Source organism: Desulfofustis glycolicus DSM 9705, from assembly GCF_900130015.1.
Taxonomy (GTDB): Bacteria; Desulfobacterota; Desulfobulbia; order Desulfobulbales; family Desulfocapsaceae; genus Desulfofustis; species Desulfofustis glycolicus.
The window spans coordinates 147,502-167,367 of record NZ_FQXS01000004.1; the positions used below are offsets into that span (position 1 = coordinate 147,502).

The 19,866-nt window shown below is 54.8% G+C and carries 20 protein-coding genes; 13 read left to right on the forward strand and 7 right to left on the reverse strand.

The genetic code is table 11. The features are described from left to right. Position 1: 1 nt before the first annotated feature. Both BUC26_RS05150 and BUC26_RS05155 read right to left on the reverse strand, forming a co-directional pair. Entirely contained in the window at positions 2-901 is a 900-nt protein-coding gene (locus tag BUC26_RS05150) for a glycyl-radical enzyme activating protein (RefSeq protein WP_073373911.1), read from the reverse strand. Positions 902-1,134: 233 nt separating this feature from the next. Beyond that, positions 1,135-1,737 carry a helix-turn-helix domain-containing protein gene (locus BUC26_RS05155; protein WP_073373912.1) on the reverse strand — a complete coding sequence of 201 codons (603 nt, stop codon included), beginning with the start codon at positions 1,735-1,737 and terminating at the stop codon, positions 1,135-1,137. A gap of 149 nt (positions 1,738-1,886) precedes the next feature. Here BUC26_RS05155 and ilvC point away from each other — a divergent pair, with 149 nt between their 5' ends. Further along, positions 1,887-2,891 carry a ketol-acid reductoisomerase gene (ilvC, locus tag BUC26_RS05160; protein WP_073373914.1) on the forward strand — a complete coding sequence of 335 codons (1,005 nt, stop codon included), beginning with the start codon at positions 1,887-1,889 and terminating at the stop codon, positions 2,889-2,891. Between the two features lie 219 nt (positions 2,892-3,110). Then, complete coding sequence (locus BUC26_RS05165) at positions 3,111-3,527, forward strand: secondary thiamine-phosphate synthase enzyme YjbQ (protein ID WP_073373916.1); 417 nt, start codon at positions 3,111-3,113, stop codon at positions 3,525-3,527. Between the two features lie 30 nt (positions 3,528-3,557). On the opposite strand, the gene lpxC is transcribed toward BUC26_RS05165, so the two are convergent. Next, on the reverse strand, positions 3,558-4,541 hold the full coding sequence (lpxC, locus tag BUC26_RS05170; RefSeq protein WP_073374081.1) for a UDP-3-O-acyl-N-acetylglucosamine deacetylase: 984 nt from the start codon (positions 4,539-4,541) through the stop codon (positions 3,558-3,560). A gap of 269 nt (positions 4,542-4,810) precedes the next feature. Next, positions 4,811-5,884, reverse strand: a complete 1,074-nt coding sequence (gene lpxK, locus BUC26_RS05175; protein WP_073373918.1) for a tetraacyldisaccharide 4'-kinase — start codon at positions 5,882-5,884, stop codon at positions 4,811-4,813. Positions 5,885-6,311: 427 nt separating this feature from the next. Between lpxK and BUC26_RS05180 the strand changes: the two genes are divergently transcribed. The 8 genes from BUC26_RS05180 (at position 6,312) to BUC26_RS05215 (ending at position 13,571) form a co-directional block, all read left to right on the forward strand. Further along, a complete protein-coding gene (locus tag BUC26_RS05180) occupies positions 6,312-7,313 on the forward strand; it encodes a branched-chain amino acid ABC transporter substrate-binding protein (RefSeq protein ID WP_425267074.1) in 1,002 nt (333 codons plus the stop codon). Between the two features lie 85 nt (positions 7,314-7,398). Continuing rightward, on the forward strand, positions 7,399-8,301 hold the full coding sequence (locus tag BUC26_RS05185) for a branched-chain amino acid ABC transporter permease (protein WP_073373923.1): 903 nt from the start codon (positions 7,399-7,401) through the stop codon (positions 8,299-8,301). 16 nt (positions 8,302-8,317) lie between these two features. Next, entirely contained in the window at positions 8,318-9,532 is a 1,215-nt protein-coding gene (locus tag BUC26_RS05190) for an ABC transporter permease subunit (protein WP_073374083.1), read from the forward strand. Positions 9,533-9,536: 4 nt separating this feature from the next. Continuing rightward, the gene (locus BUC26_RS05195) at positions 9,537-10,328 is read left to right on the forward strand and encodes an ABC transporter ATP-binding protein (RefSeq protein WP_073373925.1); all 792 of its coding nucleotides are present in this window, start codon (positions 9,537-9,539) and stop codon (positions 10,326-10,328) included. Further along, positions 10,321-11,028 carry an ABC transporter ATP-binding protein gene (locus tag BUC26_RS05200; protein ID WP_073373928.1) on the forward strand — a complete coding sequence of 236 codons (708 nt, stop codon included), beginning with the start codon at positions 10,321-10,323 and terminating at the stop codon, positions 11,026-11,028. Before BUC26_RS05195 ends, BUC26_RS05200 begins: the two co-directional genes overlap by 8 nt. Positions 11,029-11,107: 79 nt before the next feature. Further along, on the forward strand, positions 11,108-12,091 hold the full coding sequence (locus BUC26_RS05205; protein ID WP_073373930.1) for a Gfo/Idh/MocA family protein: 984 nt from the start codon (positions 11,108-11,110) through the stop codon (positions 12,089-12,091). After that, complete coding sequence (gene lpxB, locus BUC26_RS05210) at positions 12,088-13,266, forward strand: lipid-A-disaccharide synthase (protein ID WP_073373932.1); 1,179 nt, start codon at positions 12,088-12,090, stop codon at positions 13,264-13,266. Before BUC26_RS05205 ends, lpxB begins: the two co-directional genes overlap by 4 nt. Next, complete coding sequence (locus BUC26_RS05215; protein WP_073373934.1) at positions 13,263-13,571, forward strand: Smr/MutS family protein; 309 nt, start codon at positions 13,263-13,265, stop codon at positions 13,569-13,571. The genes lpxB and BUC26_RS05215 overlap by 4 nt, the downstream gene beginning before the upstream one ends. A 21-nt stretch (positions 13,572-13,592) precedes the next feature. Here BUC26_RS05215 and tviB read toward each other — a convergent pair whose 3' ends face one another. The 3 genes from tviB to queD all read right to left on the reverse strand — a co-directional run bounded on the left by tviB (position 13,593) and on the right by queD (position 16,001). Beyond that, positions 13,593-14,870 (reverse strand): Vi polysaccharide biosynthesis UDP-N-acetylglucosamine C-6 dehydrogenase TviB, encoded by a 1,278-nt coding sequence (gene tviB / locus BUC26_RS05220; RefSeq protein WP_073373936.1) that lies wholly within the window; start codon positions 14,868-14,870, stop codon positions 13,593-13,595. Positions 14,871-14,962: 92 nt separating this feature from the next. Further along, positions 14,963-15,658 (reverse strand): radical SAM protein, encoded by a 696-nt coding sequence (locus tag BUC26_RS05225; protein ID WP_143165914.1) that lies wholly within the window; start codon positions 15,656-15,658, stop codon positions 14,963-14,965. Next, a complete protein-coding gene (gene queD / locus BUC26_RS05230; protein WP_073373940.1) occupies positions 15,618-16,001 on the reverse strand; it encodes a 6-carboxytetrahydropterin synthase QueD in 384 nt (127 codons plus the stop codon). The genes BUC26_RS05225 and queD overlap by 41 nt, the downstream gene beginning before the upstream one ends. A 146-nt stretch (positions 16,002-16,147) precedes the next feature. Between queD and BUC26_RS05235 the strand changes: the two genes are divergently transcribed. From BUC26_RS05235 to BUC26_RS05245, 3 genes are read left to right on the forward strand one after another with little or no spacing between them, the layout of a single operon-like run. Then, complete coding sequence (locus tag BUC26_RS05235; RefSeq protein WP_073373942.1) at positions 16,148-17,515, forward strand: DUF1015 domain-containing protein; 1,368 nt, start codon at positions 16,148-16,150, stop codon at positions 17,513-17,515. Continuing rightward, positions 17,487-18,269: a tRNA1(Val) (adenine(37)-N6)-methyltransferase gene (locus BUC26_RS05240; protein ID WP_073373944.1), complete on the forward strand. Its 783-nt coding sequence runs from the start codon at positions 17,487-17,489 to the stop codon at positions 18,267-18,269. The genes BUC26_RS05235 and BUC26_RS05240 overlap by 29 nt, the downstream gene beginning before the upstream one ends. A gap of 47 nt (positions 18,270-18,316) precedes the next feature. Continuing rightward, entirely contained in the window at positions 18,317-19,834 is a 1,518-nt protein-coding gene (locus BUC26_RS05245) for a YifB family Mg chelatase-like AAA ATPase (RefSeq protein WP_073373946.1), read from the forward strand. Positions 19,835-19,866 lie beyond the last annotated feature (32 nt).

The following is a 19,866-nucleotide window of genomic DNA, read 5'->3' on the forward strand; positions in this document are numbered from 1 at the left end:
ATCATCCCCCAATGCGAACGTGTAGTCCCCGGTCAGTTAGCATTTCCGCCCATGCCGCTACTTTTTCCCGACCAGATGGTTGAAACTGCACCGCCGGATAATCCCGGTTCATTTTTCGATATTTCGATTCGGCTATATTGTGATAAGGTAAAAGGTCTACGCCGGGTGGACAAGGCAAACCGGCAAGGAATTCACTGCTCAGACGCAGATTTTTCTGATCGCTGTTAACCCCTTCAATCAGGGGAATCCGTATCCGGAATGGCACACCCCTGTGGGCCAGAGTCCTGATATTTTCAAGTATCAGGCCATTATCAACACCGGTGTAGATTTTGTGCTTTTCAGGATCCATATGCTTGAGGTCGATCAGGAAGAGCTCACACTGTTCGGCGACCTGCAGCAGTAATTCGGTCTTAGCAAAAGCAGACGTATCGACCACCCGATGAATGTCCAGTCGGCCGCATTGACGGAGCAGCTCGAGCAGGAATTCCGGCTGCATCAACGGCTCACCCCCGGAGAACGTCACACCGCCGCCCGATTCGTCGTAAAACGGGGTGTCCTTTTCAATTTCAGAGATGATCTCCTCGACGCTTGCCTCCCAGCCGATGGCCTCATGGGCCAAAGCAGGACAAACGGAAACACATGCCCGGTTTTGCTCACAGGTGGTGAGATCCCGCAAGATCCCCGTACTCACCATTTTGAGGCTGCCGGTGGGGCAAGCGGTGAGACATTCACCACAGCCAATACACTTATCCTTTATCCAGATAACCGATAATTCCTTTTCCAGGCCCTCGGGATTGTGACACCACCAGCACCGCAACGGACAGCCCTTGAAGAATATGGTCAGCCGGATATTCGGACCATCATGGATGGCGTATTTCTTTATTGCGAAGACAGAACCCATAATGGCGTCTATTCTACCTGATAATGAATACTATTTCTATTGATTTTTTGGACGACATACAGCTTTTTCGCTTTCTCTCATGTCTGCCAAGTTCCTGTTTCACCAAAGTTTGTTATCCGGTTGTCACGGTGATCGGTGATGATAGCGGTAGAGTGATAACGGAAGAATGAAATGCTGAACCATAAGGAGGGCCGGTATTGTCGAGCTTGACGAGGCAGCAGCACGACAGGTTATCAAAATTTTGGTCTTTCGTTGGTTTCACAGATAACCATCAATAACTTCAACTCGGTATCCGCAACATTCCGACCGCCGTGGGGAACCGTTGCATCGAGATAGATGGAGTCTCCTTCTTCCATCAGAAACATATCCTCACCATAGGTAAATTCCATCGTCCCCTGTAAAACAATGACCATTTCCTCTCCGGGATGCACGAAAAGTACCGGCTCAGTTCGCCCCGATTCCAGATACAGGACGCAGGGTTCCATCAATTTGTTTGGTTTTTCCTGGGCCAGCATCTCCATGCACAGACCAAACGTTGCCGGCTCCTTGTTCAGACGAACCCGGTCCTTCTTCTTTACCAGCACATAAGCGCAGGGTGCTTGATCAACCCCATCATCGACAAGGACACTCAAGTTGACGCCAAGCGCTTCAGCTATCAAGGCCAGGGTGGAAACCGGTGAAGAAACCTTACCGTTTTCAATCTTGCTCAACAATCCCTTTGATAAGTTGGTTGCTTTAGACAAATCATTGAGCTTCAGTTGTTTTTTGTTGCGCAGGTTTCTGATCCGGGCCCCGATAGAGGCCTCTATTGTACTTTTTGTTGAACCAGGCGGCATTGTAGTTTACTCTCAAGAAACTTGGCATAAACGGCAGTGACGGCGGACCATAAGCCTATGTCCGTCAACTTAAGGGAAAATGAGGTTTAATGCAAGGAAACAGGACACCTGTCGTCGATCTCAAAACAAACTTGTGGAGGGGATAACCAATGGCAAAAGAAGAAAGATTTTTCTTTGATAACGATGCAGACCTGGCAATCATGAATGGTAAAACCCTCGCCGTTATCGGTTACGGGAATCAAGGTCGAAGTCAGGCGCTGAACCTGGCCGATAACGGTTTCAAGGTCATCATCGGGGGACAATCCGATGCAACTCTGGAACAAGCTGTAGCGGATGGGTTTGCTGTCATGAACGTGACCGAGGCAGTCAAGCAGGCCGACGCAGTTTTCGTCTTGATTCCGGACGAAATCATGCCCCGAGTCTACGACGAACAGATCGCCCCGTTCATGCTTGCCGAGCAAATGATTATTTTTGCCAGCGGTTACAATGTATACTATGGATTTATCGTGCCGGACCCGGCTCTTGATGTCGTCCTTTTGGCCCCGCGGATGATCGGTAAGGGCGTGCGCGATCGGTTCGTCAGCGGGCAGGGCTACCCGGCCCTCATCTCCGTCCAGCAGGATGGTTCCGGTCAAGCTTGGCCGAGACTCCTCTCCTTGGCCAAAGGGATTGGCGCCACAAAGATGGGAGCCTTGGCGTCGAGCTTCGAAGAGGAAACCATTCTCGATCTCTTCAACGAACAGGCGATGTGCGGAATACAATTATGGGCCTTCAGGATGGCGTTTGACGTTCTCATCAGTTATGGGCTCAGTCCTTCAGCGATATTATTAGAACTGTATGCTTCCGGCGAACCGGAACAAATCGCGGCGGCCTATTCAGAACTTGGTATCTGGGATCAGTTAAAACTCCATTCCCGAACCAGCCAATTCGGTCAGCTTTCCCGGGCCCGGCTCGGCGCTGGTCCGGAACTCAAGGCCCATATGACCAGAGTCGTCGACGAACTGCGTGACGGCAGTTTTGCCAGGGAATGGGCCTGCGAACAACGTGTCGGCTTTCCCGGGTTGCACCGCCTGCAGACCCTTGTGGCGGAACATGAGAGTTACCGAGCCGAGAAGCGCCTCTACGATATCATGAAGAAAAACACTGAACAATAAAAAAACTCTTGCCCACCGATGGCACCGGACACGATGGCCAGTTCTTGCATAAAGCTTGATGAACAAGTTCTGCACACGACACGATGAAACGATTATCCTGTTCGATACGCCCCTCTCTGCATCAATTGCAATGAATTCTCAGGTGAAGGTTTGAGCCAGGTATCTGTAGTTTTTCAGGCGGTTGGTAGGGTTCGCGGCACGAGAACAAAGGAGGCTGAAATGAAAAGTTATCGTCAGGAGTTGTGGTATAACATTCCGGCAAGAAGAGGCTTCGTGAATATTACCGAAGATGTGGAAAAATGCCTTGCGGAAAGCCGGATCAAAGAGGGATTGGTTCTCGTGAACGCGATGCATATCACCGCCTCGGTTTTTATCAACGACGACGAGGCGGGGTTGCATCACGACTATGAGCAGTGGTTGGAACGTTTGGCACCGCACGAGCCGGTCAATCAGTATCGACACAATGGCCTTGAGGACAATGCTGACGCTCATCTGAAGCGACAGATCATGGGACGGGAAGTGGTAGTGGCGGTTACCGATGGCAAACTCGACTTCGGCACCTGGGAACAGATTTTCTACGGAGAGTTCGACGGTAGACGGCGAAAACGGGTGTTGGTGAAGATCATCGGCGACTGAATGAGCCAGCCGGTCGGAACCGGTTGGCTATCAACAAGCCGCAGGCAGGGCGTCGCTGTGACGGCCGCGGAAAAACGGCATGACCAGTGCATCACTCGTCCGGGTCATTGCCGTTTTCCGGTCAATAACCGCATGGCAGCCGTTTTTTTCCAGCTCAATCAATTCCCAGCAGTCAGGCGCATCGGCAATCGCCTCCATAAAACCGAGATGCTGACTATGTCCGGCCTTGTATGCCGAAACGTGCCCGAGTAGCGGGCATCCGAGCAGGGTCAAATCGCCGACCAGGTCGAGCACCTTGTGCCTGATGAACTCATCCTGGTAGCGCAGGCCGTCCTCATTGAGCACCGAGGTCCGGTTCCAATGAATGGCAATGACATTTTCCAGCGTTCCGCCGAGAGCGAGACCATTGGCCCATAACTCTTCTACCTGCTCAACATAACCGAAGGTGCGTGCCCGGGCGATTTCCCGGCAGAAACGTTCCGGATCGAAATCGATGGTATAGGTTTGTGTTTTGATCAGGGCATCATCAAAACTGATCTCGCCGGTCACCTTGAACCCATTGTAGGGTGTCACGACGATAGTAGTGTCGCGGTCGCTATAGGTGATCGGCCTGGTGATCCGCAGGAGTTTGCGCAACCCTTCCTGTCTGGTTTTCCCGGCACTCTTCAGCAGCTTGATAAACGGCTCTGCACTGCCGTCCATGATCGGTACTTCGCTGGAGTCTATTTCTATATCGACGTTGTCGATATCACTGCTGCGCAGCGCGGCAAGCAGGTGCTCAGTAGTGGCGACAACGGCGCCCTTTTCGCCGATGGTGGTCGCTAATCGGGTATCGATCACCTTGTCCATGTGCGCTTTGACAGAGATATTGTCGCCCAGATCGGTTCTGAAGAATCGGATGCCGTTGTCGACCGGAGCCGGTTTTATCGTCAGGTTGGCAGTGCGACCGGAATGCAATCCGATCCCGCAGCAGCTGGTCGGATGCTTAATGGTGTGTTGATGAGGGTCAAACATATCGTACATATCATTCAGTCGTATCTGGTCGCCATCGGCGCGATGATCTATGGAGAGACGGTATTATCCGAAATTGCTTGCAAATATCAATCCATGGCAACAGAAGCACGATCGAAACCGCAACGATGTGTAACTATCTTCATATTTCCAAGCAGATACGAATGAATTTCCGGAACCGTTGAGAGAGGGGAGGCGTGTCGCAAAAACCACACAACGTGCAAAAGAAACACCATGATATATCGTTGATCTCTGCAGCTATCTGCGTTGCATCAGCTCTTCAGGGCATCGAAAACCAAGGCGTTGAGCTGCCGGTTATCGGGTATTTCCAGGATTGGGACAAAAATGGGAAGCGTGGCGCTTGGCACAAGTCTTTTGAGTTTCGTCATGTCTTTTTCCGTTGTCAGGAGCCCCTGGGCGCCGCTTGTCACTGCTTTTTCGGTAAGGACGGCGAGTTCGTTTTCACTGATTCGGTGGTGATCGGTGAACCATGTGAACGCGCTGATCTCGATATTCAGTGCGGCCAGAGACGCGGTCAGTCGCTCCGGTCTGGCTATGGCGCAGAAACAGGATAGCGGCCGGGGGATGTCGGCCAGATCGACGACCGAACTTCGAGGACCGCTGGGGCTCATTTCATGGCGGACGAAGCGGGCGTAACGTCGGTTCACCCGGATAACCGGTTTCCCGGCAAATCGCGTCGTCAGGAGTTGCGCACAGGCGTCGGCACGCTGCTGGTTGTCAAGCGTTACCCCGGTCAAGACAAAGGCATCACAGCGGTGCAGAGCCGAAATCGGTTCCCGCAATTCGCCACCGGGAAACACCCTGCTGTTGCCGGCGAAATGGTCGGCGTCGAAGAGAACCAGATCCAGCGATCGGGCAACGGCGAGATGCTGAAAGCCGTCGTCGAGGATGAGCACGTTACAACCGTAATCATCGATTGCCGCACGACAGGGCAGGTGTCGCTTTTTCCCGGTCATGACCACCACATCCCGGAGCCGGTCGGCGATCAGGTACGGTTCGTCGCCGACCTGCTGCGGGTCGGCCGACAGAGACGTCCGGTCACAAACAATATTGACATCGTTGCGACTTGCCCCTTGGTAACCGCGACTAATGACCGCCGGCCGGTAGCCCCGCGAACGGAGCAGGTCGGCCAGGTAGATCACCAGGGGGGTTTTTCCGGTTCCACCCATGGTCAAGTTGCCAACGGAAATGACCGGCACGTCGAAGTGATGCGTGGTCAGGACGCGGCGGCGATAAAGACCGGCCCGAATCTTCATGGCCAGAGCATAGAGCGGGCTGAACGGCCGGCCGAGAAAATAAGGCGGCTCAGGTGGTTGTTTGTTCATAGTCGAAAATCGATTGCGTAATTATGCCGAAACAATGTCGGCATCGGTCGGACGATCGTCCGGAGCGAGACAGGCTCCAGGCGACCAGCCTGCTTTTAAACCGGATTCGACAGTTTTTCAAGTTCGTAGCACTTGCGCTTCGAGCGATATTACACTAAGAAACGTCATTCCTTTTTGCAAATTCATGTGGAAAAGGCTACTATCAGCATCTGCTGGTTACTGCCCTTACCATCGGAAGAAATGGCGTTTTCGGGGGAGGGGTGATTGATTGTCAACTCAAGTGTATGTGGAGGGATTCATGAGTGTCAAGCTGAACAAGAAAATTGCTGCCGTCGCCGCTGGTTTCCTGATGACCGTCGCGCTGCCCGGCGCCGGTTTAACGGCCGATACCATCAAGATCGGCGTTGCCGGTCCGCATAGCGGTGATCTGGCGTCCTACGGACTACCGACCGTCAACGCTGCGAAAATCATTGCCGACAAGATCAATGCCAGTGGCGGCATCAACGGGAAGATGGTCGAACTCCTGATCGAAGATACCGTCTGCAAACCGGAAATTGCCACCAATACCGCAACAAAACTGGTATCCGACGGTGCCCAAATGATTCTCGGCGGTATCTGCTCCGGCGCTACCAAGGCCGCCTTGCCGATCTATCTCGATGCCGGCTTGCTGGTCATTTCACCATCGGCCACCAATCCGCCGCTGACCCAGAGTGGTGACTATCCTAACTTCTTTCGCACAATCGCCCCTGACGATGCCCAGGCTCAACTCGATGTCGACTTTGCCATCGAAACAATGGGCTACACGAAAATTGCGGTGATTCATGACAAAGGCGACTACGGCAAAGGATTTGCGGAATTTGCCAAACAATTCATCGAAGCATCCGGCAAGGCCGAAGTCGTTCTGTTCGAAGGGGTAACTCCGGGTCAAGTCGACTACTCGGCAGTTGTCCAGAAGGTCAAGCAATCAGGGGCCGAAACCGTTATCTTCGGCGGCTACCATCCGGAAGCTTCAAAAATCATCACGATGATGAAGAAAAAGCGCCTTGATGCAACCTTTATTTCCGATGACGGCGTGAAAGATCAGACCTTCGTCAAAGTAGCTCAGGAAAATGCGGAAGGAGCCTATGCCTCTGGCCCGAAAGACACCTCCAACAATCCGTTGGCCCAGCAAGCCGTCCAGGAACACAAAGACATGTTTGGTACCGACCCCGGTGCTTTTTTCGAGAATGCCTACAGCGCCATGCTGGCCATGACCAGTGCTGCAGCAAATGCCGATTCTACTGATCTGGCCGCATTGAAGAAGGCCTTGCAGACGGTACCGGTCGAAACGCCGCTCGGATCGATCACGTTCGATGAGAAAGGTGATGCCATCGGAGTCGGCTTCTCGGTCTATCAAGTACAAAATGGTGAGTGGGTTGAACTGAAATAACGGTTACCCGCTGTGATATCCTGCCTGGGACTGAGTGCAGAGACGGCTCGTCCCAGGTAATTTTTTTTGCCGATTCATCATCCCTATGGACTATTTCATCGAGCTTTTCTTCAGCGGTCTGTCGCGCGGCGCAATTTATGCGCTGATCGCTCTTGGCTACACCATGGTCTACGGTATTATTGGTCTGATCAATTTCGCCCATGGCGAAATTTACATGATCGGTGCCTTCACCTCGTTTACCGTTGCGACCATCCTGACCATTCTCGGTCTACCGCTGCTGGCCATTATCGTGCTGACCGGTATTGCCGCCGTGGTCTGGTCCGCCTCGTACGGGTATACCATTGAAAAAATCGCCTATAAACCGTTGCGACATGCCCCGCGGCTGTCGGCCCTGATCAGTGCCATCGGCATGTCGATGTTTCTGCAAAACTATGTGCTGCTTGCACAGACTTCTGATTTCCTCCCATTTCCGACACTTATTCCCGATTTTGCCTTCATGGAGCCCATCGCCCACATCGTCGGCTCCACCGATCTCGTGATCCTGATTACGACCACCGTGTCAATGATTTTCCTGATGGTGCTCATCAAGTACACCAGGATCGGCAAAGCCATGCGTGCCACCGCTCAGGATCGTACCATGGCCATGTTGGTAGGCATTAATGTCAACCGTGTTATCTCTGCGACCTTTGTCATCGGCTCATCGATGGCGGCAATCGGTGGCCTGCTGATTGCTTCCCACATCGGCCAGATCAATTTTTACATCGGTTTTCTCGCCGGTATCAAGGCGTTCACCGCTGCCGTACTCGGCGGGATCGGCTCCATCCCCGGAGCGGTCCTCGGCTCCGTCGTACTCGGTTTGACGGAAAGTTTTGCCACCGGATATGTCTCAAGTGATTACGAAGATGTCTTCGCCTTTTCGCTGCTCGTTCTGATCCTGATCTTCAAACCGTCAGGACTGCTCGGCAAGGCGGACACACAAAAGGTATGAAAGAACCATGTTCACTTTGCAAGAACTGAAACGCTCCGCACTTATCTCTCTGTGGTTTGTTTTTTTGACCTTTCCGATCATGGTCGTCAAGGTGAACTCCATTGAGAAGACAGTGCAGTGGCGATGGATGAATGTCGTCTACGTCCTTGTCGGCAGCTTTGTCCTGTCGTTACTGTTTCGCTATTTCCTCTACAGAAAAGAGCAGCAGAGCGGCGAAGACGAACAACAGGGCGACAACACCGGACGATCGCTGATCCATAGACTGCTGATCGTGCCGAAGTATCGTAATATGATCTATGGGGTGCTGCTTGGCACGGCCGTCGTATTTCCCTTCCTGACTTCGAGCTATCAGGTCAACATCATGACCACCGCACTGATGTACGTGGTGCTTGGTCTCGGGCTCAATATTGTGGTCGGTCTGGCCGGTCTGCTCGATCTTGGTTATGTTGCTTTCTATGCTGTCGGAGCCTACTCCTACGCCTTGTTGAACTATCATTTCGGTCTTGGCTTCTGGGCCGTACTGCCGATCGGTGGCCTGCTTGCCGCGATGTTCGGCATTTTGCTCGGTTTTCCGGTTCTGCGGCTGCGCGGCGATTACCTTGCTATCGTGACCCTCGGCTTTGGCGAAATCATCAGACTGGTATTGGAAAACTGGGGTGGTTTTTCCCAGGGACCGTCGGGAATCTCCAATATTTCCCGTCCCGGCTTTTTCGGTATCGAGCTATCACTGGAAATGGCCATCGTCTATATCTATTACCTGATGGTCCTCTTTGTCATCGTCACCATCTTTCTCGTCAATCGGCTCCAGGACTCGCGGTTGGGGCGCGCCTGGATCGCCTTGCGTGAAGATGAGATCGCCTGCCAGGCCATGGGTATCGACAAGATCAAGACCAAGCTGGCGGCCTTTTCGCTCGGCGCTTTATGGGCGGGCATCATCGGGGTCGTGTTCGCGGCAAAAACGACGTTTATCAACCCGGCAAGCTTCACATTTCTGGAGTCGGCGATCATCCTCTCCATCGTCGTCCTCGGCGGTATGGGATCCATCATCGGAGTTATCATCGGTGCTCTCGTTCTGATCCTGCTCCCCGAATATCTTCGAGCGCTGTCGGAGTTTCGCATGCTCGCGTTCGGCGCCATTCTCGTCTGCATGATGGTCTTTCGTCCGCAAGGGATCATAGCCAGCATCAGGCGCACCTACACGTACAAACCCCGGAATCGCGACGAGGCTTGACGATATGAGCGAGACCATTCTTGAGGTACACGGACTGACCATGGACTTCGGGGGAGTTCGCGCTCTGAACAACCTCGATCTTGACGTCCGGAGCGGTGAAATCGCCGCACTGATCGGTCCGAACGGAGCCGGCAAAACGACGTTCTTCAATTGTCTGACCGGACTCTACCTGCCAACCAAAGGCGACATCTTCCTCTACCGCCGTGATAAAGACAAAAAAATCAGCCTGAAAGGATTGAAACCCAACAAGGTCACTGAACACGGTCTGGCGCGCACTTTTCAGAATATTCGCCTGTTTCCGATGATGACCGTGCTGGAAAACGTCATGATCGGCCGCCACTGCAGGACAAAAGCATTCGTTATCGGCGCGTTTTTTCGTGGCCCGAGGACTCGTCGGGAAGAAGAAGAAATTATTGAGATGAGCCACCGGATACTTGAAAAAGTCGGGTTGAGTCGTTTTGAGAACGATTTTGCGATGAACCTGCCATACGGCGCCCAGCGGCGACTCGAGATCGCACGGGCGCTGGCTACTGAACCGGTGCTCCTGTTGCTGGATGAACCGGCAGCCGGCATGAACCCTTACGAAACCATCGAACTGGTCAACCTGATCCAGGAAATAGCCACGGACGGGCAGTCGATTCTGCTCATAGAACACGACATGAAACTGGTGATGAGCCTCTCTGACCGCATCTTCGTCATGGATTACGGCAAGAAAATCGCTCAGGGCCGTCCGGAAGAAATCCGTCTGAACCCTGCAGTCATCACAGCCTATCTCGGTGAAGAAGTAGATGCTTAAACTTGAAAACGTCCAGTCCGGTTACGGTAATATTCTCGCCGTACGCGGCATCAGCCTAGAGATTAGCGAAGGGGAAATCATCACTCTGATCGGCGCCAACGGGGCCGGCAAAAGCACCACCCTGATGACGATCTCTGGTGTCGTTCGCTGCCGTGCCGGCAAAATCAGCCTTAACGATGAGGAAATCCAAGACCTCGATACCGATGCTATCGTCAAGAGAGGGGTCTGTCAGGTCCCCGAAGGACGCCACATTTTCCCTCAGCTGACGGTTCGCGAAAATCTTGATATGGGGGCATTTCTGCGGAAGGACACGAAACAGATCAAGCAGGACATCGATTATGTCTTTTCGCTCTTTCCGATTCTTGCCGAGCGCCGCAACCAGGACGGTGGTACGCTGAGCGGCGGAGAACAGCAGATGCTGGCCATGTCTCGCGCCCTGATGGCCCGACCGCAGTTGTTGCTGCTCGATGAACCGTCCATGGGACTGGCCCCGCTGATCATCAAACAGATTTTTGAGATCATCAAGAAGATCAACGAGGAGAACAATACCACCATTTTTCTGGTCGAGCAAAACGCCAATCAGGCGCTGCAAATCGCCCATCGGGGTTATGTCATCGAAAACGGAAAGATTTCATTGACCGGATCGGCCCAGAGTCTGCTGCAGAATACCGCCGTTCAGAAGGCCTATTTGGGTATCTGAACGACACCACGGTCACATCTTCACCAAAATTCGACAGGGCTGCTGTCTCCCGCCGAAACATGAGCATCGTGAACAACCTATGAAACAGATCAAGGCAGGGGTGATCGGGGTCGGTTATCTCGGGCGATTTCACGCCCAGAAATATGCGGCGTTGCCCGGGGTTGAACTCGTCGGAGTTGCCGACGTCGATACGGTGCGTGCGCAAGAGGTGGCCACCGAATGCGGATGCAGTGCCTACACCGATTATCGGGAACTCGTGGCCGCTATCGATGCCGTCTCCATCGTCGTGCCGACCAGTCTGCATCATCCGGTTGCCAAGTACTGTATCGAGCGAGGGGTCGATCTGCTGCTGGAAAAACCGATGACCGTCACGCTGGCCGAAGCAGACGAGTTGATCGAGCTGGCCGATCGACACAACAGCGTCTTTCAGGTCGGGCACCTGGAACGCTTCAATCCGGCGGTCATGGCCATCAAGCCGTTTTTGACGACGCCGGTTTTCATCGAGAGCAACCGCATATCGACCTTTAAGCAACGGGGCGTCGATGTCGATGTCGTTCTCGATCTGATGATTCACGATATCGATATCATCCTGACCATTATCGATTCGCCGCTCAAGACCATTCACACCGTCGGAGCGCCCGTCGTAACCGGCACAACCGATATCGCCAACGCCCGCCTTATTTTCGAAAACGGTGCAACGGCCAACATCACCGTCTCCCGTATTTCGCTGACCAACATCAGGAAAATGCGGATTTTTCAACCCGGTTCCTATATCAACGTCGACTTCGCCAACAAAAAAGTCATGACCATCAAACTCGGTGAGGGTGTGCTCGCCAGCGGCATGCCGAAACATGACATAGAGGTCGAATCCTTTGCCGGGCAGGATGCGTTATACAACGAAATAGAACATTTCATTGATCATGTCCGCCGGCGGGCGACACCAATCGTCAGCGGTAGCGACGGCCGTAAGGCACTCGAAGTGGTTCTGCAGGTAATGGATCAGATCAGGGAGCATCAAAGTCTCGAATTGTTCAGCCGAATCAAGACGTCCACCGGACCATGAGCACCGAGATCATGATCGTCGCCGGCGAGGCGTCCGGCGATCTCCACGGCAGCCGACTGATCACGGCGATGCGGGCCCGGCAGCCCGATCTCCTGGTGAGCGGGATCGGCGGCGTCGAGTTGGCGGCGGCGGGAGTCGATATTCTCTTCCCGTCGTCGAAGATCGCCGTCGTCGGCTTTTTCGAAGTGATTTCCCATCTCGCCGATATAATCACCGCACAGAAACTGCTGCGCCGCAGACTTGCGGAACACCGGCCACGCCTGCTCATTCTGATCGACTTTCCGGATTTTAATCTGATGCTGGCCGCCAAAGCGAAAAAACTCGGCATTCCCGTTTTCTACTATATCAGCCCTCAGGTCTGGGCCTGGCGTTCGGGACGCGTCAAGACCATCGGCAGGGTGACCGATACCATCGGTGTCATCCTCCCCTTTGAAGAAGACTTCTATCGCTCGCGCGGCGTCGCCGCCCACTATGTCGGTCATCCACTCCTCGATTCAGTTCGGGCCGATATTTCCCGCAAGGCCTTCTGCACGATGTTCGATATCGACGCGTCACGACCGCTGATCGGCATTCTGCCGGGCAGCCGTACGAAAGAGATCAGACAATTGCTGCCGATCTTTCTGGAGGCGGCGGCGGTATATCAGCGACGTGCCGCAACCCGCCCGGTGTTCCTGATCCCGCAGGCATCAACTGTTGCCGAAGAGGAATTGGCGGACAACGGGGTCGACCGCTATCGCTCCATTATCGATATCCGAATCATCACCAGCCGGCGCTACGACCTGATGGCTGCCTGCGATGCAGTTATGGCCGCGTCGGGCACCGTAACACTGGAAGTGCTGCTGCTCGGCACGCCGATGGTGGTGGCTTATAAACTATCTCCGTTAACCTACCAGATCGGCAGACTGCTGGTAAACGTTCCGTACTTCGCTCTGGTCAACCTGATCGCCGGCGACGAGGTCGTGCCGGAACTACTCCAGAATGAAGCGCGGGCCGACCGGATCAGCGACGAATTGTATCAGCTGGTGCATGACCCGCTGCGGCGGGCTCGAATGAAAGAGGACTTTGCCCGGGTCAGGGGCCTGCTCGGCAGTGCCGGTGCTTCCGATCGAGCCGCAGACCTTGCCGTCAGCCTGATAGGTGGCGCCGGTCGACGGACAACGGAGGTGCGGCAGTGACCTCGCCTGAAACCGATCCTGACGAGCCGGTTGCGATCGCCATCGACGGCACCCTCGATCTGCACCATTTCTCTCCGAAAGACTTCCCCTCTCTGATTCCCGATTACCTTGAGCAATGCCGGCTTCACGGGATTTACGAAGTGCGGCTGATCCACGGCAAGGGCAGGGGCGTGCTTCGTCGCACCGTCCACCATCTACTGGGTAGGCTTCCGCAGGTTCGCTCCTTCCATCTCGCCGATGAAACGCGTGGTAGTTGGGGAGCTACCCTGGTGCTGCTCGACAGGTCTCCGGCAAACGAGCCGTGATCGAAAGGCGGGGAGTGGTGGTTAGAGCGAACCGTCGATCTGATCTACCGGCAACAGCTGTTTGACGTCGAACAGGACGGCACGCTCTTTCAGCCAGCCCTTGATCTCATCTATCGGCATCTCGCAGAATTCCTGGTGAGCGACGGCCAGGACGATGGCATCGTAGTCGGCCTGTCGCGGGGTAGTGACGACCGTTACCCGGTATTCTGTTTCGGCTTCGGCGGCGTCAACCCAGGGATCGACCACATCAACCGTCAAACCGTAATCCTTGAGTTCATCGATGATATCGATGACCCGGGTGTTTCTCAAATCGGGACAATTCTCTTTAAAGGTCAGGCCCATCACCAGAATACGCGCCGAAGGCATCTCGATGCCGCGCCGGATCATCAGCTTGATCACCCGATTGGCGACATATTTTCCCATATCGTCGTTGAGTCTCCGGCCAGCCAGGATCATCGCCGGATGATAACCGACCTGCTGCGCCTTATGCGTCAGGTAGTATGGATCGACGCCGATGCAGTGGCCGCCGACGAGGCCGGGAGAGAAGGGGAGAAAATTCCATTTGGTGCCGGCCGCCGCCAGCACTTCCTTGGTATTGATACCGAGTCGATCAAAGATCATCGCCAGCTCGTTGATCAATGCTATATTGACGTCCCGCTGGGTGTTCTCGATGACTTTGGCGGCCTCGGCAACCTTGATGGAGCTGGCACGAAAGGTGCCGGCGCCGATTATCGATCGATAGAGCGCATCGACCTTGTCGGCGGCGGCGGTTGTGGAGCCGGAAGTCACCTTGACGATGCTGCTGAGCCGGTGTCGATGGTCACCGGGATTGATCCGTTCCGGGCTGTAACCGCAATAGAAATCGGTATTGAAAACCAGGCCGGAGAAACGCTCCAGGATCGGCACGCAGACCTCTTCGGTGGCACCGGGATAGACCGTTGATTCATAAATGACAATGTCTCCCTGTTTCAGGTAGCGGCCGACGATCTCCGATGCCGAGATCAACGGCTGCAGGTTGGGACGTTTCGAATCATCGATCGGCGTCGGAACCGTGACGATAAAGTAATTGCACGCGGCAAGTTGATCGCTGTCAACGGTGAAACGTACGTGCTTCGCTCCGGCAAGCTCCGTGGCCGTTACTTCCCGGGTTACATCGAAACCGGCCTGCAGTTGCTCGATCCGCTGGAGTTTCAGATCAAAACCGACGGTTTGGTGCTGCTTGCCGAACTCGACGGCCAGCGGCAGGCCGACATAACCCAGGCCGAGGATACCGATTGTTATCGAATCTGTGGTTTTCATGATAGGTTCCTGTATTGGCTAAACATGCGGAGATGGGTCAGGACACTATAGCAACAGTGGAAAAAAATGAAAAAGAAATCGGCGTGTTTCTGCTATTTTCCACGGCTTTCTCCAGGCCAAAGCAGGCTATGCAATTGCAGCTGCAGGCGAACCGGAAGATGATCACGAAGGAGTAACTCGGCACAATCGGTAGCGGGAAATTGCTGAATCACCGGAGAAAACAACAATTCGGCATACTCATGCAGGCGATGACAACTGACGAAATCCCGGGCCCAGCGGTAATCTTCCGCTGAACAGAGGACAAACTTTATTTCATCTTTCCTGCCATTACGCTGCCTGCGTGCAAGAAGCAGATCGAGATTCGGCAGATGCAGGGACTCGGCCATGCCGCTCCCCGGACACTTGATGTCCATGATAATCCGGACCTGATCGGGCACCTGGGCCAGCGACTGGGAACCGTTGGTCTCCAAGAGCACCTGGAAGCCTCGGCCCAGTAGTGTCGCACAGAGGGCCGCCGTTTCTTCTTGAACGAGCGGTTCGCCGCCGGTGATCTCGACCAGCGGACATCGATAGCCGTTCACAGCGGCAACGATATCGTCAATACTCCTGATGGTGCTCGTTTCTTCGTAGGTGTAGCGGGCATCGCAATAGCAACAACGGAGATTGCAGCCGGCGAGGCGGACAAAGACACAGGGAAAACCGGCCAGGCTCGATTCGCCCTGCAGGGAATAAAACAGCTCGGCAACCTCAAGCATGCGGGCCGGAACCGTAGTAGGTAAGACCGGCATTATCGGTCTCGTAGACGGTAACCGCATGCAGTCGATAGCGCTCGTCGTGCAAAATCGGTTGCAACTGCTCGAAAATATAGCGGGCGATATTTTCAGAAGAGGGGTTGATTCGAGAAAAGGCTTCGAGATCGTTCAGGTTTTTGTGATCCAGATGATCGACGATCTTGTTGACTTCTTTTTTGAGGACCTTGAAATCGATTCCCATGCCGATCTCATCAAGTTCTTCGGCCCTGACCGTTACCGTTACATGCCAGTTGTGGCCGTGAGGAAATTCGCAGTTACCGGGGTAGTCGCGAAGGTGATGGCCGCTGGAAAAATGCGTCTTGATAAAAATATCGTACATATCATTTCCTGTTTGTTGAAGATGTTGTAAGGTATCGGCCAGATATACTCTTTCGGGAATATCGGCACGATCAATTGCCGGCGGTGCTAGCCCGGTTACGTGCTACCATAATAACCAATACCCCAACAGACAAGAACGGAAAGGATATGGCCGTCATTAAAGCCTTTAAAGGAGTCAGATACGATACGGACAGAGCGGGCCGCCTCGAAGACCTGATTACGCCCCCGTACGATGTGATCGATGCCCGGTTGAGCGGCACGTTTTCCGAACGCAACCCCTACAATGTGATCCATCTCGATCTGCCCACTTCTCCGGGCCCTCCGCCCTCGACAGACGCAGCGCGGCATCGGCGGGCAGCGGTTCTGCTTGAACAATGGCGTCGCGAAGGCATCCTGCTGCAGGACGAAGAAGCGGCCATCTACCCATACGATGTCGAATACAGCGCGGCTGCCGGCGGGAAAAAAACAAGGCGGGGGTTCGTCTGTCTCGTCAAATTGACCGATTTTTCCGAAGGAATCGTCAAACCACACGAAAAGACATTCTCCACCGTCGTTGATGATCGTCTCGCCTTGACGCAGGCCTGCCGGGCACAGTTCAGTCAGGTCTTCTCGGTCTTTTCCGATCCGTCTCGACGAGTGCTCGACCTGCTCGATCGTCACCGCGATCAGCCTCTGTACCATGTCGTCGACAATGACGGCAACAGCCATCGATTGTGGCGAATTGTTGATCGGCCAACCATTGACTCCATTCAACAGGTTCTCACCGACCGGACATTGTATATCGCCGACGGACATCATCGCTATGTGACCGCGCTCTCCTATAGCAAAAAAGCAGCCTCAGCGGACGGCCCGGAACAGTACATCATGATGTATCTCAGCCCGATCGAAGACGATGGGTTGACCATTTTGCCGACCCATCGCCTGATACGTTACCCCGGCGCGTTTACGTTGACCGCCTTTCTCGAGAAACTCCGCACCTTATTCTCTGTCGAGGAGGTACGCGGCGCCAGTCGAGAGGCACTGCTCCAGGACCTGCTCAGCCGGATGGAAGAGGTGCGTGCCGGCATCAAGACTGGCGAGGCCGGTGTCTTCGGTTGTTATTTCGCCGCGGAAGATCGAGGCTTCGTGCTGCGCACAAACGATCTCGCCAAGCAGCGTCTGACATCCCGGCCGGCCAGTCTACGGCAGTTGGATGCGGTAATGCTCAATGACCTGATCGTTGAGGAATCACTCGGTCTCGACCAGCATCGATGCGAACAAGAGGGCCTGATTACGTATCACAGCGATCTGGCACAAGCCCTTGACACAAGCGTCAAACTGAGTGCGTTTCAGGACTCGGGCACACCGCTTCTCTTTCTGGTCAATGCCACGAGTATCGCACAGGTAAAAGCGGTTTCCGATGCCGGGCTCTTCATGCCGCACAAATCAACATATTTTTACCCGAAGGTCGTCACCGGCCTGGTAATGAACGTGTTTCCACAAGACGATGCACACGAGTGCCACCCCGCGGCATGAGCAACAGGAGGTGGCCGATTCCCCGACTCGGGAAGACACCCTCTTTAACGGCTCGCTCATCTGCCACCAATATCGTCGGGGGTATCGTTTTTCCGTAGACTCAGTGCTGCTCAGCCACTTTCCGACTGTGCGCACCGGGGAGACCGTGCTGGATTTGGGAACCGGTTGCGGCATCGTCGGACTGATCCTGCTGTTTCGCCACGGTTACCGGAACATCTCGGTAACCGGTATCGAACGACAGGCAGAATTGCTGGAACTGGCTGTCCAAAACCGTATCGACAACGGGTATCAAGACAGCTTCCGACTCGTCCTCGGACAGGTGGAAGCTGTCGATCGATTGCTCCCGGCGGAATCCTTTTCACTGGTGATCGCCAACCCGCCGTTTTTCAGGTCCGGTTCGGGGCGTCTCTGTGGGGGCGAGCAGGAGACGACCGCCAGACACCAGAGTGCGAACGGCCTGCAGAGGTTTGTCGATGGTGCCGCCTATTGCCTGAAAAATCGAGGACGTACCGCTTTCATCTATCCGGCCCCGCAGGTTGCCGAATTGATCGGCGCATTGACCCGGCGGCGCCTGGAACCAAAACGGCTGCAGTTCGTCTATTCTTTTCCCGGCCCGACGGCTACGGCCAAGCTTGTTCTGGTCGAAAGCGTTAAAAACGGCGGGCCGGGGGCGCACATCCTGCCGCCCTGTTATCTGTACCGCTCGCGCAATGGTGCCTATTCGGCCGAAGTGCAGGCAATGTATCAGCCTTGATAACTGTGACGCTCACAGTTTGGATGCCACGAGATGGTTGACTCGTCATGTTAGCAAAGATCCACAGTGCCGCTCTGTTCGGTGTTGACGCCGTACCGGTGTTGGTCGAGGTCGATGTCGCCAACGGTCTGCCGGCCTTTACCACCGTCGGACTGCCGGACGGATCGGTACGGGAGAGCAAGGATCGGGTCAAATCTGCGATCAAAAACAGCGGCTATCCTTTTCCCGGCCGGAAAATTACCATCAACCTGGCCCCGGCTGATCTGAAAAAAGAAGGAACCGGTTTCGATCTTCCCATCGCCCTCGGTCTGCTCGCCGCCGCGAAACTGGTTCCACCGGCGTCGACACAGTCATTGTGGGCGGTCGGAGAGCTTTCGCTGGACGGATCGCTGCGCGGCGTCCCGGGCATCTTATCGATTGCCGCGGCAGCTGCGACAAACGGCTGCCATCGACTGGTTGTACCATACGACAACGGCTGGGAGGCCGCCGTCGCCGGTGATCTTGAAGTGATCGGAGTACGATCGCTCGGCGAAATCGTCGAAATCCTCAACGATCTTCGCGAGGCATCTCCGATCGAGGCTGCCCCAGATGCTGTCGAAGCCACCGACTATCCCGTCGATTTTGCCGATATAAAAGGGCAGGAGCATGCCAAACGGGCCCTGGAAGTTGCGGCAAGCGGCATGCACAACCTGCTGATGCACGGCCCGCCCGGCTCGGGCAAAACCATGCTGGCCCGCGCTCTGCCGTCGATCATGGGCGAGTGGAGCTTCAGCGAACGCCTGGAAACCACGAAAATCTACAGCATCAGCGGGCTCGGCAACGGCTCCGGGCTGATCGAACAACGCCCCTTCCGGGCACCGCACCATACCATTTCCGACGCCGGTTTGATCGGCGGGGGAGCTACACCGCGCCCCGGCGAGGTGTCGTTGGCCCATAACGGCGTATTGTTTCTCGACGAACTTCCCGAATTCCGCCGACATGTACTGGAAGTACTCCGCCAGCCGCTTGAAGACGGTTCGGTGACTATCTCTCGGGCCCAGACGAGTCTCAGTTTTCCGGCACAGGTTATGCTTGTTGCCGCAATGAACCCATGCCCCTGCGGTTTTCTCGGTGACGCCAGGAACGAATGCCGCTGTACCGAACAGCAGATCCAGCGATACCGCGACCGGATTTCCGGACCATTGCTGGACCGGATAGATATACGCTTGGAAGTTGCCGCTCTTGAATTCTCACACCTGCATGAAAACGGCCCTCGTGAAGATTCGGCAGCAATCCGCCGGCGCGTCAACCGGGCCATCGATATTCAGCGACAGCGCTTTTCCGGCAGCCCGACCCTCAGAAACGGCCAGATGGGCAACAAAGAGATTACTCGCTACTGCGGCATAGACGACCGGTCGCGAAAACTCCTTGATACCAGCATGGATAAGCTCGGTCTGTCGGCTCGGGCCTATCATCGAATCCTAAAAATCGCCAGAACCATCGCCGACATGGAAGCAAGCCCGAACATCCTGCTTCCACACCTTGCCGAGGCCATCGGTTATCGGCGTACGGACACCGTCTGCTGAGCGGCCGGATTGCTTTTTTCCGGCTGTTGCGA